The organism is Vibrio frigidus, from assembly GCF_042465995.1.
Lineage (GTDB): Bacteria > Pseudomonadota > Gammaproteobacteria > Enterobacterales > Vibrionaceae > Vibrio.
The window spans coordinates 364,690-379,739 of sequence record NZ_JBCDMC010000004.1; the positions used below are offsets into that span (position 1 = coordinate 364,690).

Genomic DNA, 15,050 nt, shown 5'->3' on the forward strand with positions numbered 1-15,050 from the left:
AATGAAATTAAGTGCACTAAAGCCAAGTTCTGATGTTTCAGAGCTAATCACAAAAGTTCTATTGGCCGCGCTAGCCACCATTCTTATCGTGTCTGCGTTGATAACTGTATTCCCGTTTTTGTGGTCTGCATTGTTGTCTACTCGTGACCGTTCCGAAATATTTGGCTCTGGCATAAGTCTAATGATGGGCGACAGCCTTGCGATTAACTACGATAAATTATTGGAAATAATGCCATTTTGGCAGGCAATGTTTAACAGTATATATGTTGCCTTCCTGGGAACGACTATTTCGCTGCTGTTTTGTAGTATGGGTGGGTATGCGTTTGCCGTGTTTAAGTTTAAAGGTAAGAATGTTCTATTTGGTATGTTAGTTGGGTCAATGATGATCCCACCGGTGTTAAGCCTTATACCTTATTTCATGATCGTGAAATTCCTCGGCTTAATGGATAACCATATGGCGGTGTGGTTACCGTTTACTACAACCCCGTTTGGCATCTTCCTAATGCGACAGCATGTTATTGCTTCTATTCCTAAAGAGCTATTGGAAGCCTCTAAGTTGGACGGCGCAGGCGAATTTAGAACCTATTGGAGTGTTGTGCTTCCGTTGATGAGATCAGCGCTTGCGACATTGGCCATCGTTCAGTTTGTATTTTTCTGGAACTCATTCATGCAACCACTTGTTGTGCTTACATCGCCAGAGAATTACGTAATCACGCAGGCATTGCGGAGTGTACAAGGGATACCAAACACCCCTTGGGGAGCAGTAATGCTAGGTACCACAATCTCGATACTGCCGCTTGTCACCGCTTATCTGTTTGCATCCAAACAGATGATAAGTGGGTTGACTTCTGGCGCAGTGAAAGGGTAATTCTTTACGAATTGAGCCCGGACAATGACTAATTAATGCAAGGCGAGTGCAAAGCTCATAGAGAGCGGCACTCGCGGGCGGAGAAATAAAATTATGGCAAATGTAGAATTTAGAAATATCAAAAAATCTTTCGGCGATGTAGAAGTAGTAAAACAATTTGATTTTGAAGTAGAAGATGGTGAGTTTGTTGTATTTTTAGGGCCATCTGGTTGTGGTAAATCAACCACGCTACGCATGCTTGCGGGCTTAGAGAACATCACCTCCGGCGAGATTTACGTTGGTGGTAAGTTGATGAACAAAATAGATGCTAAAGATCGTGATTTAGCGATGGTGTTTCAAAGTTATGCACTTTACCCACATATGACGGTTTATGAAAATATTGCCTTTGCCCTCAAGCTAAAAGGAATGGCAAAAGCCGATATAGATACGGAGGTTCGCAAAGCAACAAAAATGCTTGAACTTGATCCGCTATTAGACCGGAAACCAAAAGAACTTTCTGGTGGTCAACGTCAACGTGTGGCAATGGGACGTGCAATGGTACGCACGCCGAAAGTATTCTTGTTTGATGAGCCTCTATCTAACCTAGACGCAAAACTCCGTGGTGTAATGCGTGAAGAAATCAAACATCTTCATCGTGAACTCAAAACAACTACGATATATGTAACGCACGATCAGATTGAAGCAATGACGTTGGCGGACCGTATTGTCATTCTGAAAGATGGTTATGTTGAGCAAGTCGGTACACCGACAGATGTATTTAAGCGTCCTGCCAATAAGTTTGTGGCTCAGTTTATCGGCAACCCATCGATGAACATGTTAGATGCCAATCTTGTTGATACCGATGGCGAATGGGCTATCCAATTAGGTGATATTGTTATCCCGCTGCCTGAGCGGTTTAAAACGTTGGCGACCAAGAACCTTGCATTACACATGGGGATTCGTCCTACCGACCTTCATTTGCGTAGCGAGCAAGTAGAGCATGACCGCGTATTGCCTGTGCCCGTAGTTATTCAAGATAAAGAATTGCTTGGCGCAAGCATCTTACTTAAGACGCAGGTTGCGAACCAACAAATGATGGTAGAAACGCAAGCGGCAGCTGTTGATGTGGCAAGTGCTACACTTTACATCGATTTAGATGCGATTCATCTATTCGATGCATTAAGTGGTAAATCACTAGCGGTATAATCTAACTGATACAAAATAATAAAATTAATAAAGGTTTAATAGTGCTGCTGTTTAGGGCAGCACCTAAGGATTTGAAATGAAATTTGGTTTTTTTGACGACAAGAAAAAAGAATATGTAGCCACAACGCCAGTGACGCCGATTAAATGGAGTAACTACGTAGGCACACTAAATTTTGGCGGCATCGTTGATAGCAACGGTGGCGTGCTTCTATGTAAAGGCGATCCTGCTCTAAATCGTATAACCAAATACGTCGCACAGATGCCTAACTCTGACTTTAAGGGCTCAACCTTATATCTAAAAGTTCGCAACAAAGCGGGCGATGTAGAGATCTTCTCGCCGTTTTTTACGCCAACACTAAAGCCGTTAGATAGATTCGAAAATCACACAGGGCTTTCCTATACCACGATCGTCTCTGAAGCGTTCGGTGTACGTAGTGAAGTGACCTTCTTCGTACCGAAAAACGATGAAGTACTCCTGCAAGATATAAAAATAACCAATATCTCTGATGAAGAGTTACATGTTGACGTTGTGCCTGTATTTGAATTTACACATTTTGATGCACTTAAGCAGTTGCTCAATGCCGATTGGGTTCCTCAAACCATGACGTTGAATGCACACACACAAGATTCTGGTCACGTAGTACTTGAACAGTATGCCTTCATGAAGCGTGATTACGCCGTTAACTTAATGACGGCGGACCGTGTGGCTACATCATTTGATGGTGACCGTCAGCAGTTTCTTGGTGACTTTGGTTATGGAAGCTGGGCTGCGCCTATGGCCTTGCAAGAGGATGAGTTAGGGAACACAGAGTGTCTGCGCGGAGACAATATTGGTGCGCTAAACCTAAGGTTAGGCTGGCTTTCTAAAGGTGTAACTGAAAGAACAGTGGTGCAACTGACTCAAAAATCGACGCTAAGTGAAGCGACGGAAATGATGGCAAAATATCGCGTTCATAGCAATGTCGATAACGCTTTCTCTGAACTCTCTTCTGACTGGGACGTTTATTTAGATACTCTTCAGGTTAATACACCAGATGAGTCAATGAACTCGATGTTAAATATCCACAATCCACGTCAGTGTCATACCACCAAAAATTGGTCTCGTTACCTTTCGTTGTATCAACTCGGTTATGGAGCACGTGGTATCGGCTTCCGCGATTCATCTCAAGACACCCTTGGTGTGATTGCGCATATGCCCGAAGAAGCCCGTGAACTTATCGAACGTTTGCTCTCGGTCCAGAAGCGAAACGGTTCGGCAATGCATCAGTTTTTCCCTTCTACAATGGAAGCCAATGAAGGTGATTCAAGAGAAGAAGAAGACCGTCCTAGTTACTATGGTGATGACCATTTATGGATTATCTACGCGGTAACACAGTATGTAAAAGAGACGGGCAACAGCGAGTTCTTGAACAAAATCATCCCTTTCTATGAGAAAGACAGCGAGAATGCGCCTCTAGAGAAAGGAACCGTATGGAATCATCTATGCCGATCCATTGAATTTACTCGTACCAATACGGGTTCACACGGTCTGCCTTTGCTTGGTTTTGCGGATTGGAACGACACCGTTAACTTACCAACGGGTGCGGAATCACTTATGGTGGCAAACATGTACGGTAAGGCGTTGCTCGATATGCTTGACCTTTGCAAACTGCGACGTGAAATACAACTCAGTGAAGAATTTTCCGCACAATATAAACATATGCAAAAAGTGGTGAATGACTACGGTTGGGATGGCGCATGGTATGTCCGCTATTACGACGAGAATAGCGCGCCAATTGGCTCGCATAGCAATGAACAAGGTCAGATATATACAAATGGTCAGAGCTGGCCGGTTATATCTGGATTTGCTACAGATGAGAGAGCAGAGCAGGCGCTTGATTCTGTTAATCGGAAGCTAAATACGACTAATGGAATTAAGCTCTCTACGCCAGGTTATAATGGGTTCGAACCTCGCTTAGGTGGTGTATCAACCTATCCTCCTGGAGCAAAAGAGAACGGTGGTATTTTTCTACACTCTAACCCATGGGTGATGATTGCTGAAGCAAAAATGGGTAATGGTGAGCGCGCGTATGAATATTACCGCCAAATTAACCCAGCATCGAAAAACGATGATTTGAATACATTTGAAACCGAACCTTATTGTTACCCACAAAACATATTAGGTGACGAGCATAAACAATTTGGCTTGGGTCGAAATGCGTGGCTTTCGGGGACCTCAGCGTGGACATATGTTGCAGGTACTCAATGGATACTTGGTGTAAGGCCTGAAGTGGATGGCTTGCTTGTCGATCCATGTATTCCGGCTAATTGGCCTGAGTTTACGATGAAACGTAAGTTTAGAGGTGCAACCTATTGTATTCATGTATCTAACCCTGATTCTGTTTGTAAAGGTGTTCGCGAAATGTGTGTCGATGGTGAACGAATTGAAGGTAATAAAGCGCCTGTATTCACCACTGGTGAGCACAAAATTGACGTAATACTTGGCTAAATAAAATAGGCGAGCTCTCTGCTCATGGACTGAGTTTTTAATGAACAGAGAGTACGCCTATCAAATCTAAATTAGGTTTTGATGATGAGAAATACGATTCCATACACAAGTTTTACTGGTGTTTCAGAACAGATTTGTGCACAGGGTAATGCGGTAGAATTTATTCAGCCGTGGTATTCGCCAATTTCGACCACACCGAACAATACTGGTATGGCTGTTGGTGGTATAGGGAGTACCTTTACATTAACCCCTTTAGGTAATACACCGAGCTTTGCTTTTATCCCCGGTATTTATATTGATAACAACGATAACCAGTTTAACTTTAACGATTTTTTTGTCTCGGTTGCAGATGAACTTAGCACAGACAAACTCGCTATTGCACACCTAGAAAAACTCGCGCAACATCTTCATTTTTATCCCGCCCTTTTTCAAGGGAAGATACTTGACACATCCACGTCAGAGCGCGCATTAAGCGGGTTAATACAGGCTGTAAAATCGGGTCATTTTTATGCAGAAAACCGACCTCAGTTCGTAAAGTGGGCCATTGAGTTCACCACGAAAACTCAAGCAGAAATAACAACAAATCCCCACTCTACAAGGACACAGTTATTAGTTGTCTTGGACTTTTTCAACGGTTTAGTTATCAATAACAGTGCAAAAAGAGTGTCGCTTACTGCTCAGTCGAATCGGAAGGGGATTGACACTATAGCAGAACGTGAGATTGAGTATCAGGTTCTGTATCCTATGGCTCAGTATCGTTACTCTGCTTTTAGTGAGATTAACATCCAACGGAAGGTGGTATCACCTATTGTTCGTGGTGATAAAAAACTGTGCTCTTTGCCGATCCACTGGAATGAATTTGAAGTGACGAACTTGTCGGATAAACCTAAGACGGTTACCTTAGTTCAGTCGCTAAAAAACCTTATCGGTTCAACCTATGCCAAGCAGCGGCCAGGGGTTCAAGATTCGGCTTGTACGCTTACGCAAAATCCTGTGAAGCAATCTCATACTGGTTATGAAGTTCAGGTTGGAGACACGCACGGCTTTTCTGGTGTGAAGCTAACAAGCCAATCACCTTATCAATCTGATATTGATGGTGAAGCGTTGTTTGGTGCTCAAACCGAACGGCCATTACTAAAAAATCAATCGATTACGGTAACAACGAAACCTTCCGTCTATTCTGTCAATGAACATGAAGCCGTAATAGATGCCCTAAATACGGGTCGAGTTAACGCGCATTTCGACAGCGGAATCTACAGTGGACGCGAGGCGCTTTCGGCTTTGGTAACGGTTCAGCTAGATCTGGAACCTAATCAGTCGTTAAGTGTTCGATTTGTTCAAGTGATGGACCACAACAAAATATTGTTGCAAGACTGGCAAAGCGAAAAAGCCTATAGTCAGTTCTATCAAAATGAGCACCGTTCTGTTGCTATCATGGAAGAGGTGCTACCAAGTATAGATGCCATTGAACAACGCATAATCACAGAACAAATCCATTACCTAGATCAGGCTAAAAAAGCGATAGGGGATAACGCTTCTGCGGTAGGTTTTGCGACCATGGCGATGAATACGCTGTCATTTCTTGCCGAATCGACGGTTTGGGATGTGACAGATAAATTCCTAGTGAAAGAGTGTGTAGATTATCCATTCTTCAATTCTCTGGATGTCTATTTTTATGGTTCGTTTTCGCTGCTTTACCTGTTACCTGAGCTCGACGGTTGTGTAATGAAAGAGTTCTCCAACGCGATTCTTTCTGAAGATGTAACCAAGCGTCGTTTTTGGGAGTATGAAGACAAACCACATGCTGAGCTTATCGATGCCAAATATGAAGGGGTAAGGGCAATACGTGGTGCGGTGATACATGATCTTGGTAGTCCCTTTGATATTCAACCAGACGCTTACACTTGGCACAATGTAAAAGAGTGGAAGGATCTAGCGCCAAAATATGTGTTAATGGTTTATCGCCATTTCAAGCAAACGAATGATTTTTCTGTTGTTGAATCTTGTTGGCAAGCGGTAAGAGAGAGCATTGAATACCTGACCAATTTGATTGAAGAAGGGGATGCACTACCGCTAACAAGAGGAACGGATGACACCTTTGATAACCTAGCGTCGCATGGCATATCGGTATATTGCGCGAGTCTTTGGGTTGCCGGTCTTTATGCGGGAGCGGAGTTAGCTAAGTTGATGGGCCAAGAAGAGCTTGATATTGAATATAGCGATCGTGCTGATAAAGCGTTGTCAGTGCTAGAACAAGGTTTGTGGGATGAGCAGAAAGGGTATTTTCATTTTTATATTACTCCAATTCAAACCAAACACTTAACGGGAACCGGTTTTCAAGAATTGGCGACAATTGGGTTACACTTAACCGGTAACCGTGTAGTCGATAAAGATATTCTAAATGAGTATCTTGATGGCGTAAAAGCAAACTTAAATGAGAGCAAAGTACAATCGAGGTACCAAGCAAAACGACTTCTTGCAGACATCGCACCGCTGGCATTTACGAGTGAGTATAATACCATTATTGAGATGGACTCGGATAATAGCTTTGGGGACGCGTTGCTTGCGGACAGTTATCTTAAGTTATTAGGTTTAAATGGTTTGTTTAGTCAGGATAAAGTTGAACGAGCCCTAGATTATGTTTATGAGACGAATTATAAAATAAATAGTCCTAAACTTGGTATTGCCAACATGACCTTGGAAAACGGTATGCCGCATGACGCATTTCAGGCTCAAGACGTCTGGATAGGAGTGCAGTTTAGTGTCGCTTCAGCTCTAAGACTTAGCGGTAAAAATGATCAAGCCGTTGAATTGATGGATACTGTCTATGACGCTCTATATCATCAATCAAAAATCCCATTTGCCGCACCAGAAGGATTTAATTGTTCTGTGACCGTATCAGCAGATGATTTGGTTTCTGAGTTTTCAATTTCTAGTGCAGTCGCGAATGAGTGGCACACCCAGTTATGTAAAACGGAATGCTTGCTAACGGATAGACGAGTAAATCCATTTATTACTTCTGAAATAGAGACATTTACTAAGTTGGTTGCTCCAATCATTGACTCGGGACATGTGGCGAGTTTGCATGTTTGGTTACAGAATACGGGATTGAAATATACAGCAGGACGTTACTTTAGACCGGGGATGATATTTGCGTATTTACCAGAAGCATTGCAACAAAGGTAAACGACGTAAGTTTTTGCTAAGTGAAAGCAAATGCTGTTGGTTAAAAATACCACCAAATATGGTGGTATTTTTTTGCTTATACAAATCTGGTAAATTAACGAGTCACAAACGTACTAGAACGAACATCTAATCGTTTAGTTTCTCAAGGATCGAGTTGTCTGACGTACTATCAAATCTATTGGTGGCAACCTATCTTCGTGCCGATCACCGCTTAAGAAATTTAAGATTGAATTGGCAGAAACGGTGCCAATCTCTTCTATTGGTTGTCTTAATGTGGTTAAGCCCGGGGTGAAGTATTGCGAGGTCGGTAGATCATCCAAACCAATCACTGAGATATCATCAGGTACGCTAAGACCGTGATCATGAATGGCTTTAATTACACCGTATGCACTGAGATCATTCGCGGCGAATATTGCCGTGACTTTGGCTTTATCATCGTTGAGTAATTCAACTGTTTGCTTATAAGCGAGAGCCGAACTGAAATCTCCTTGTTTGATTAGCCTTTGGTTCGGTCTTAGTCCGGCTTCTTTCAAGGCTCTTTTATACCCATCAAATCGATGCAGCGAGTCAGGTTGAGACGCCAGTCCCTTTATGTGTCCAATGTTTGAATGACCAAGCTGAAGCAGGTGAAGTGTTGCCATATATCCTGCTAACTCGTTGTCAATATTAATACAGCGTATTTTGCTTGCTTTTACATCATAACCTACGGCAACGATAGGTATTTCATTTGAAAATTCAATAAGTTGATTGTTCGTTAAGTTACCAGTGACGATAATAAGACCATCAATATTTTGCTGTTTTAAGCTTGCTAATGCATAGGTTTCAAGTTTCTTATCCCAGTGGCCAGAGGCAATAGTTAACTGATACCCCTGCGAAATAAGTACTTTTTCCATATCGTTTAAAATTTGACTGGTGAACGGACTATCGGGATGTTGAACGAGAGCTCCAATCGTCATCGAACGACGATTGCCTGTAATTGCAGGTTGATAAACGGGTTTGTAATCTAATGCGTTGATGGCATCTTCAATCTTGTGGCTTTTCTCATCTGAAACAAACGTTGTTCTATTTAAAAATCGAGAAACAGTGGCGGGAGATACGCCGGCAAGTTTAGCTACATCATATACGGTAGCGGTTTCTTTTTTCTTTCTCATAATAAATAGCCTAATTAAAGTGTTCACTTATGAATTACCGTTGATTATTTTATCATAAAGCATTCAAGATTGGGTAAAAATACATTGAACAAACGTTCATTTTTGAAGCGATAGGCTTAACAAATTTTTGCGTTATGTGACGTGTTCATATTTTTTATCACTCCATTATGAAACCCTTTTCTTAGCGAATGTCAGCATGTGGAGAAAGTTTTTTAACCTTATGTATTTTAGACATTTTTTCTATAGTTTACGTGTAAAATATTGAGGTATGACAGTTTTGTTTCATGGGTCTTTTGAGTGATCATTCTGTGAGCATTGATATGGAAAGTAGAGGTGGTTTTGTGGGGTAATAGCGTAAATATTTATCGTCGAGTTATAAAAGTGAAAAGTTTGTCTATTGTATCTAAGATATATCTAGGGTTCGTATTATTGATATCAATTATGGTATTAATATCGTGGTTTAGTTTGGATTTAATCAAGGGTTCCGCGGACAGAATGGAGCGAATTAATAATGAATCCACACCTTTAGTCGTGCATTCAAGCCAATTGAAAGTGGCCCTGCTCAATATTAACCGCAGTTTAACGCCTTACTTATTCATTTCTTATATTGATGAATTAGAGCAAGCGAATAAAGCGATTGAATCGTCGGTTAGCAATTATCACAATGAATTGCTATGGTTTATTCAGCATGCTGATGTAAATAGTGAACTTAATCAATATGTTGATGCTATTGCATCGAGTAGTAAATGGGTTATTGAACAACTTAATGATGTAACGACGACTCACGCTCAATTCATCGATATCAACGAACAAAGCCTGTACGCACAATCTGATGCGGCAATGCTATTACAGCAGGTGAGCAATGAATTACAAGCCCAATCATCTCGTTCAGGAGCAGACAAGACAGTAATAGAACAGTTGCAGAGCCAAGTAAGCTTGATTGAATCTCAATCTAAGGTGATTTTTTCGTTAAAAGACCCAATAGAACTTAAACCTGAGACGAAAAATTTTAAACGAAGAGAACAGGTATACTCAGAATTGTTAGGGAAGGTTCAAGATAATAATCCTGAGATGTATTCAAATCTTAAAGGGGGGTTGAATGCAGTTCAATCATTGGTTTTCTCTGATACTGGCGCGGTTACTCTCTATCTTCAGTCGATTGAGTTGAACAATCATACTCATTCTCTACGGTTAGAACTAGAAACAGAGTTAGATAATCAATTACAGGAAATTGAAACAATGGCAATATTTGCCACAAATAACGCCAATTCTTTGTTTGAAATATCGAAGCGCCAGCTTAAGCAGTCGACTATCTCCATTATTGCGTCAGTGTTGATCGCGACATCGTTAGCGTGTGCTATCGGTTGGATTGTCGCGCGGTCAATCAAGGTGCCGAGCAAACAAATAAACGGTGCTTTGGATGACATAGCCAATAAAAACCTTGCAGTACGAGTGCATTATCAAGCTCACAATGAGTTAGGGCAGGTCGCTAGCAAGGTTAATTTGATGATTGAGCAACTATCAATGGTTATAAATCAATTGAGTTTGTCATCGAATAATCTCAATGAGGCATCGATAGAAAACCAGACAACGAGTGACAGCCTTAGCTCTGCGATCGAAGAGCAAACTGCACAAATCTTACAAGTGGCTTCCGCAATGGAAGAGATAGAACACGCGGTAGTTGAGATTGCAAACGCTTCGAATGATTCTTTTAACTTGGTTACCAATGCGGTTGCCTGTTCGGACAAAGGTAAGGCGTTAATGGACATTAACGTTCAACTTATTGAACAACTTTCGAGTCAATTAGCGAGTTCGACAGAAAGTATCCAACAATTGGAAATGGAAAGTGTAAGTATAGGTTCGATACTTGATGTTATTTCAAATATTTCAGAGCAAACCAATTTATTGGCTTTGAACGCGGCGATAGAGGCGGCAAGAGCGGGGGAGCAAGGACGAGGTTTTGCGGTTGTGGCTGACGAGGTCCGAGTACTTGCCTCGAAGACGACAAGCTCGACGGTAGAAATAAAACAGAAAATAGATTCTTTAAAGCAAAGTGCCGAGGTAACGGTGTCCAAAATTGCAGCGTGTAGTGATTATATGAACGAGTACAGTGGCCATGCCGATGGGGTAAATTTGGCGCTATCTGAGGTGCATCTATTTCTAGGTAAAATAGAAGAGAGCAGTCATCAGATCGCGGCTGCGACAAACCAACATAAACTCGCCGCGACAGAGGTGACTACAAACGTTGCTCATATCCACGGATTGGCACAAGACACAACCCAGAGTGCACATAGTTTAGTTTTATTAAGTGAGAAATTAGAAAACATGGCTGAACAGCAATCTAATTTAACTAAATCGTTTTACTTATAGCGAAGTTTTCATTTTTATTGGGCTTAGATAAAGCGTAAAAACCCCGATTTTTAAAGGGTTACAAGTGCGTTATAACCAAATAGTACCTCTTAATAGTTATTTCTTATTGAATAAATTGGTGTTATCTATTTGTAAAATCAGTAAATTAGGTAACAATATAGTTTATAGATTGAAAGATGTTATTCGCTAGTTTCGGTTAATCAATACGAGCTTCCGGATAGATACATGCTAGATAGGTTTGAGGAGATAAGTAATGGAAACACTAAAAGTTAAAGACTACATGGATAATCACGCGGTTAAATTTAGCCCTGAAATGTCTCTTTCTGCCGCGCTAGATAAAGTCATGAAATCAAACCATATGGGTGGTCCTGTTGTAGACGCCGATGGAAAGGTTATAGGATTCATTTCAGAGCAGGATTTATTAGCGAATTTGATGAAGGTAGCGTATACCAGCCAAGAAACGCATATTGTTAGTGATTGCATGTACAAAGAGGTTCTTTCTGTTAGTCCAGATCTCGGTATATTTGAATTGGCGGCGATGATGAAAGTCGGAAAACCGAAAGTATATCCTGTTGTAGACAAAGGAAAGTTACTTGGAATTATTACTCGGCGCGATGTGTTAACCGCGATTGGTAAGGCATTAGAGACGAGTTTCAAAAATCAGCTTTAAAGGTAAAAAAAAACAGAAGGCGCATTAAGCGCCTTCTGTTTTTTTTTGATATGAACGTAAAAAGGAAGACGAATGAGTACACAAACTGCGAAATTTGTTGAAGGTTCAACGATGAGACACATTTTGGTGATGTCTGGAACCGCATCAATAGGTTTAATGGCGTTGTTTGTGGTAGATCTCATGGATATGTTGTTTATCAGTATGTTAGGTCAAGTAGAATTGGCTGCTGCTGTAGGATTTGCGGGCACATTAACCTTTTTCTCTACCTCGGTTTCTATTGGTTCTTCTATTGCTATGGGGGCACTCGTCTCTAAAGCGTTAGGGGCCAAAAAACGGCAATATGCCAGACAGATAGCCGCGAGCACGCTGGTGGTTGCTTTTGTCGTAAGCGTTGTCGTAACCAGTATTATGTTCGTTAATATATCTGAATTATTGGCCGCCATCGGGGCGACAGGCTTTGCGGCAGAACGTGCGGAAGCTTACTTGCAGATTCTGTTGCCGAGTAGCCCATTTATAGCATTGGCTATGGTTGCAGGCGCCGGGTTGCGTGCCGTCGGAGATGCAAAACGCTCGATGTGGGCAACGTTAGCTGGCGGGATAATCAACGCCATTTTAGATCCTTTGTTTATCTTCGGTTTTGGTTGGAATGTAGAGGGAGCTGCTGCTGCGTCAGTCGTGGCACGTTTTACTGTGCTTGTCTTTTCGATGGTTCCTTTGGTTCGAATTCATGATCTCGTTGGGCGACCACAGTTTAGAATGGTGAAAGAGCATCTACCGACAATATTGGCGATCGCTCTACCTGCAATTATAACCAATACGGCAACACCTATTGGTAACGCGATTGTCACCACAAACATTGCCCAATTCGGCGAGAACTTCGTAGCAGGCTTTGCCGTAATCGGGCGCATAATGCCGGTTGCGTTTGCTGTGATCTTTGCGCTTTCGGGTGCAGTAGGGCCAATTATTGGTCAAAACTACGGTGCAGGGCGTTTAGACCGAGTGAAAGAGACGCTCTACAACGCTCTTATTTTTGTCACTATTTATTGTATATCGGTTTCCGCTATTCTCTATATGGCGCAAGGCTTGATTATTTCAAGTTTTTCTTTAACCGGAGATGCCGCGATATTGGTTTCCGCATTCTGTTCCTTTGTTGCCTTAACGTTCGTTTTCAACGGAGCGCTATTCGTCGCCAATGCATCGTTCAATAATTTAGGTAAACCTTTCTATTCAACCAGTTTAAATCTAGGTAAAGCGACTCTAGGTACGTTACCGTTTGTGTACTTTGGTGCGCAATGGTTTGGTGCTCTTGGGGTCATTTATGGTCAAGCAGCAGGTAGTATTTTATTTGGAATCATAGGAATCATCGTTTTGCGTAAACATATTGGTGATTTGATGACCGATGTTATCGTCGATGTTGATGCGATCGACCCAGCAATGAAGTGCGTTACAATGACGCCATTTAGCTCGACAGATGTGGTTGCCGCTGAAGAACTTCCTGTCCAACCGTTTGATTTGGCGTCAAGAAATCAAAATGTAAACTGACGTGTGTCATGATATATAGGTTTTTTAATGAATTTTATTGTTGAATTGTAGGAAGTTTGATCTACGACTACAAATTGAGTCGAGGAATTGCCACATAATGAACACAGATTGATCGGCGCCAGCCGATCTTAATTTTTGGAATCTGTAAGATGGAATTGTAACCACGCTATGCGACAATATATGAAGTATCTCATCCCTTTGATTATCCCTCTATTTATTTTAGTTTTACCTTTATCAGCATTTCCTTTTGATGGTATGACAATAATTCAACAGCGTGTCATTGCTATCTTTTTGCTTGCTGCTTTGTGCTGGGTTTTCGAACCAATCCCTATCTACGCAACCTCGGTTGTGATTATTGTTCTAGAGCTATTGTTGCTCTCAAATAAGGGCATTATCTTTTTTCGCCTTGGAGAAGGAACACCAGAGTTTGGAACACTACTGAACTACAAAGACATTATGGCTACGTTTGCTAGCCCAATAATTATGCTCTTTTTAGGTGGTTTTTTTCTTGCTATGGCAGCTACCAAATATCGTTTAGATGTTAACTTAGCTCGTGTGTTGCTTAAGCCGTTTGGCTCAGATCCTAAGTATGTAATGCTTGGTTTGATGCTTATCACTGGCATCTTCTCCATGTTCATGTCCAATACGGCAACTACGGCGATGATGTTATCTATTCTAACGCCTGTTATTGCCGTATTTAGTCGAAATGACCCAGGTCGTATCGCCTTTGCACTTTGTATTCCGGTTGCCGCAAATATTGGTGGTATTGGTACCCCTATTGGTACCCCGCCTAACGCTATTGCATTGAAATACTTGGTCGGTGATAACCTGATCACGTTTGGTGAGTGGATGACTTTTGGTGTTCCGTTCGTCATTATTATGATGGCACTGGCTTGGTTCTTAATTAATAAACTTTATGGTGCAGATACCAAGTCGATTGATTTGAATATCAAAGGTAAATTCCTTAAAACACCAAAGGCGATCACGGTATATATTACGTTTGGTACAACAATTGTGCTTTGGTTAATGGGTTCTTCTCACGGAATGAACTCTTATACTGTTGCCTTGATTCCCGTCGCGATTTTCTCGATTACCGGCATTATCAATAAAGAAGATCTTAAGAAAATTTCATGGGATGTTTTATGGTTGGTATCCGGTGGTATTGCATTAGGTCTTGCCTTAGATAAGACGGGTCTTGCTAGGCTTATGGTACACAGTATTCCGTTTGATGAATACTCACCATATATTGTCCTATTCGGCGCGGCATTCCTCTGTTTGACTATGGCAAACTTCATGTCACATACGGCAACCGCTAACTTGTTGATGCCAATCATGGCAGCACTAGGTGCGTCAATGACTTCTCTCGCCCCATTGGGTGGACAGATGACATTGATCCTCGTCGTCACGTTTGCGGCTTCGTTAGGGATGTCTTTACCTATTAGTACACCACCAAACGCATTAGCTCATGCAACGGGTAACGTTGAAAGTGGCCAGATGGCGAAAGTGGGTGTGATAATGGGTGTGATTGGTGTCCTAGGCAGTTTTGTTTTGGTCTGGATACTCAACGTCGTTGGTTTTATCGGATAACTT

9 protein-coding genes are annotated in these 15,050 nt (G+C 41.7%); 8 read left to right on the forward strand and 1 reads right to left on the reverse strand.

Going from position 1 to position 15,050, the window contains the following annotated elements; genetic code table 11:
• The first annotated feature begins 1 nt into the window (after window position 1).
• The 4 genes from AACW90_RS09340 to AACW90_RS09355 all read left to right on the forward strand — a co-directional run bounded on the left by AACW90_RS09340 (window position 2) and on the right by AACW90_RS09355 (window position 7,727).
• Window positions 2–868 (forward strand): carbohydrate ABC transporter permease, encoded by an 867-nt coding sequence (locus AACW90_RS09340; RefSeq protein WP_195702865.1) that lies wholly within the window; start codon window positions 2–4, stop codon window positions 866–868.
• Window positions 869–961: 93 nt separating this feature from the next.
• Window positions 962–2,053 carry an ABC transporter ATP-binding protein gene (locus tag AACW90_RS09345; protein WP_390233493.1) on the forward strand — a complete coding sequence of 364 codons (1,092 nt, stop codon included), beginning with the start codon at window positions 962–964 and terminating at the stop codon, window positions 2,051–2,053.
• A gap of 76 nt (window positions 2,054–2,129) precedes the next feature.
• Window positions 2,130–4,541 (forward strand): glycoside hydrolase family 94 protein, encoded by a 2,412-nt coding sequence (locus AACW90_RS09350; protein ID WP_390233496.1) that lies wholly within the window; start codon window positions 2,130–2,132, stop codon window positions 4,539–4,541.
• Between the two features lie 84 nt (window positions 4,542–4,625).
• On the forward strand, window positions 4,626–7,727 hold the full coding sequence (locus tag AACW90_RS09355) for a GH116 family glycosyl hydrolase (protein WP_390233559.1): 3,102 nt from the start codon (window positions 4,626–4,628) through the stop codon (window positions 7,725–7,727).
• 134 nt (window positions 7,728–7,861) lie between these two features.
• On the opposite strand, the gene AACW90_RS09360 is transcribed toward AACW90_RS09355, so the two are convergent.
• Entirely contained in the window at window positions 7,862–8,878 is a 1,017-nt protein-coding gene (locus tag AACW90_RS09360; RefSeq protein ID WP_390233499.1) for a LacI family DNA-binding transcriptional regulator, read from the reverse strand.
• 495 nt (window positions 8,879–9,373) lie between these two features.
• Here AACW90_RS09360 and AACW90_RS09365 point away from each other — a divergent pair, with 495 nt between their 5' ends.
• The 4 genes from AACW90_RS09365 (at window position 9,374) to AACW90_RS09380 (ending at window position 15,047) form a co-directional block, all read left to right on the forward strand.
• A complete protein-coding gene (locus AACW90_RS09365; RefSeq protein ID WP_390233502.1) occupies window positions 9,374–11,248 on the forward strand; it encodes a methyl-accepting chemotaxis protein in 1,875 nt (624 codons plus the stop codon).
• Window positions 11,249–11,501: 253 nt separating this feature from the next.
• The gene (locus AACW90_RS09370) at window positions 11,502–11,918 is read left to right on the forward strand and encodes a CBS domain-containing protein (protein WP_195702870.1); all 417 of its coding nucleotides are present in this window, start codon (window positions 11,502–11,504) and stop codon (window positions 11,916–11,918) included.
• Between the two features lie 72 nt (window positions 11,919–11,990).
• Window positions 11,991–13,460, forward strand: a complete 1,470-nt coding sequence (locus AACW90_RS09375; RefSeq protein WP_390233505.1) for an MATE family efflux transporter — start codon at window positions 11,991–11,993, stop codon at window positions 13,458–13,460.
• A gap of 168 nt (window positions 13,461–13,628) precedes the next feature.
• The gene (locus AACW90_RS09380; protein WP_275136218.1) at window positions 13,629–15,047 is read left to right on the forward strand and encodes an SLC13 family permease; all 1,419 of its coding nucleotides are present in this window, start codon (window positions 13,629–13,631) and stop codon (window positions 15,045–15,047) included.
• Window positions 15,048–15,050 lie beyond the last annotated feature (3 nt).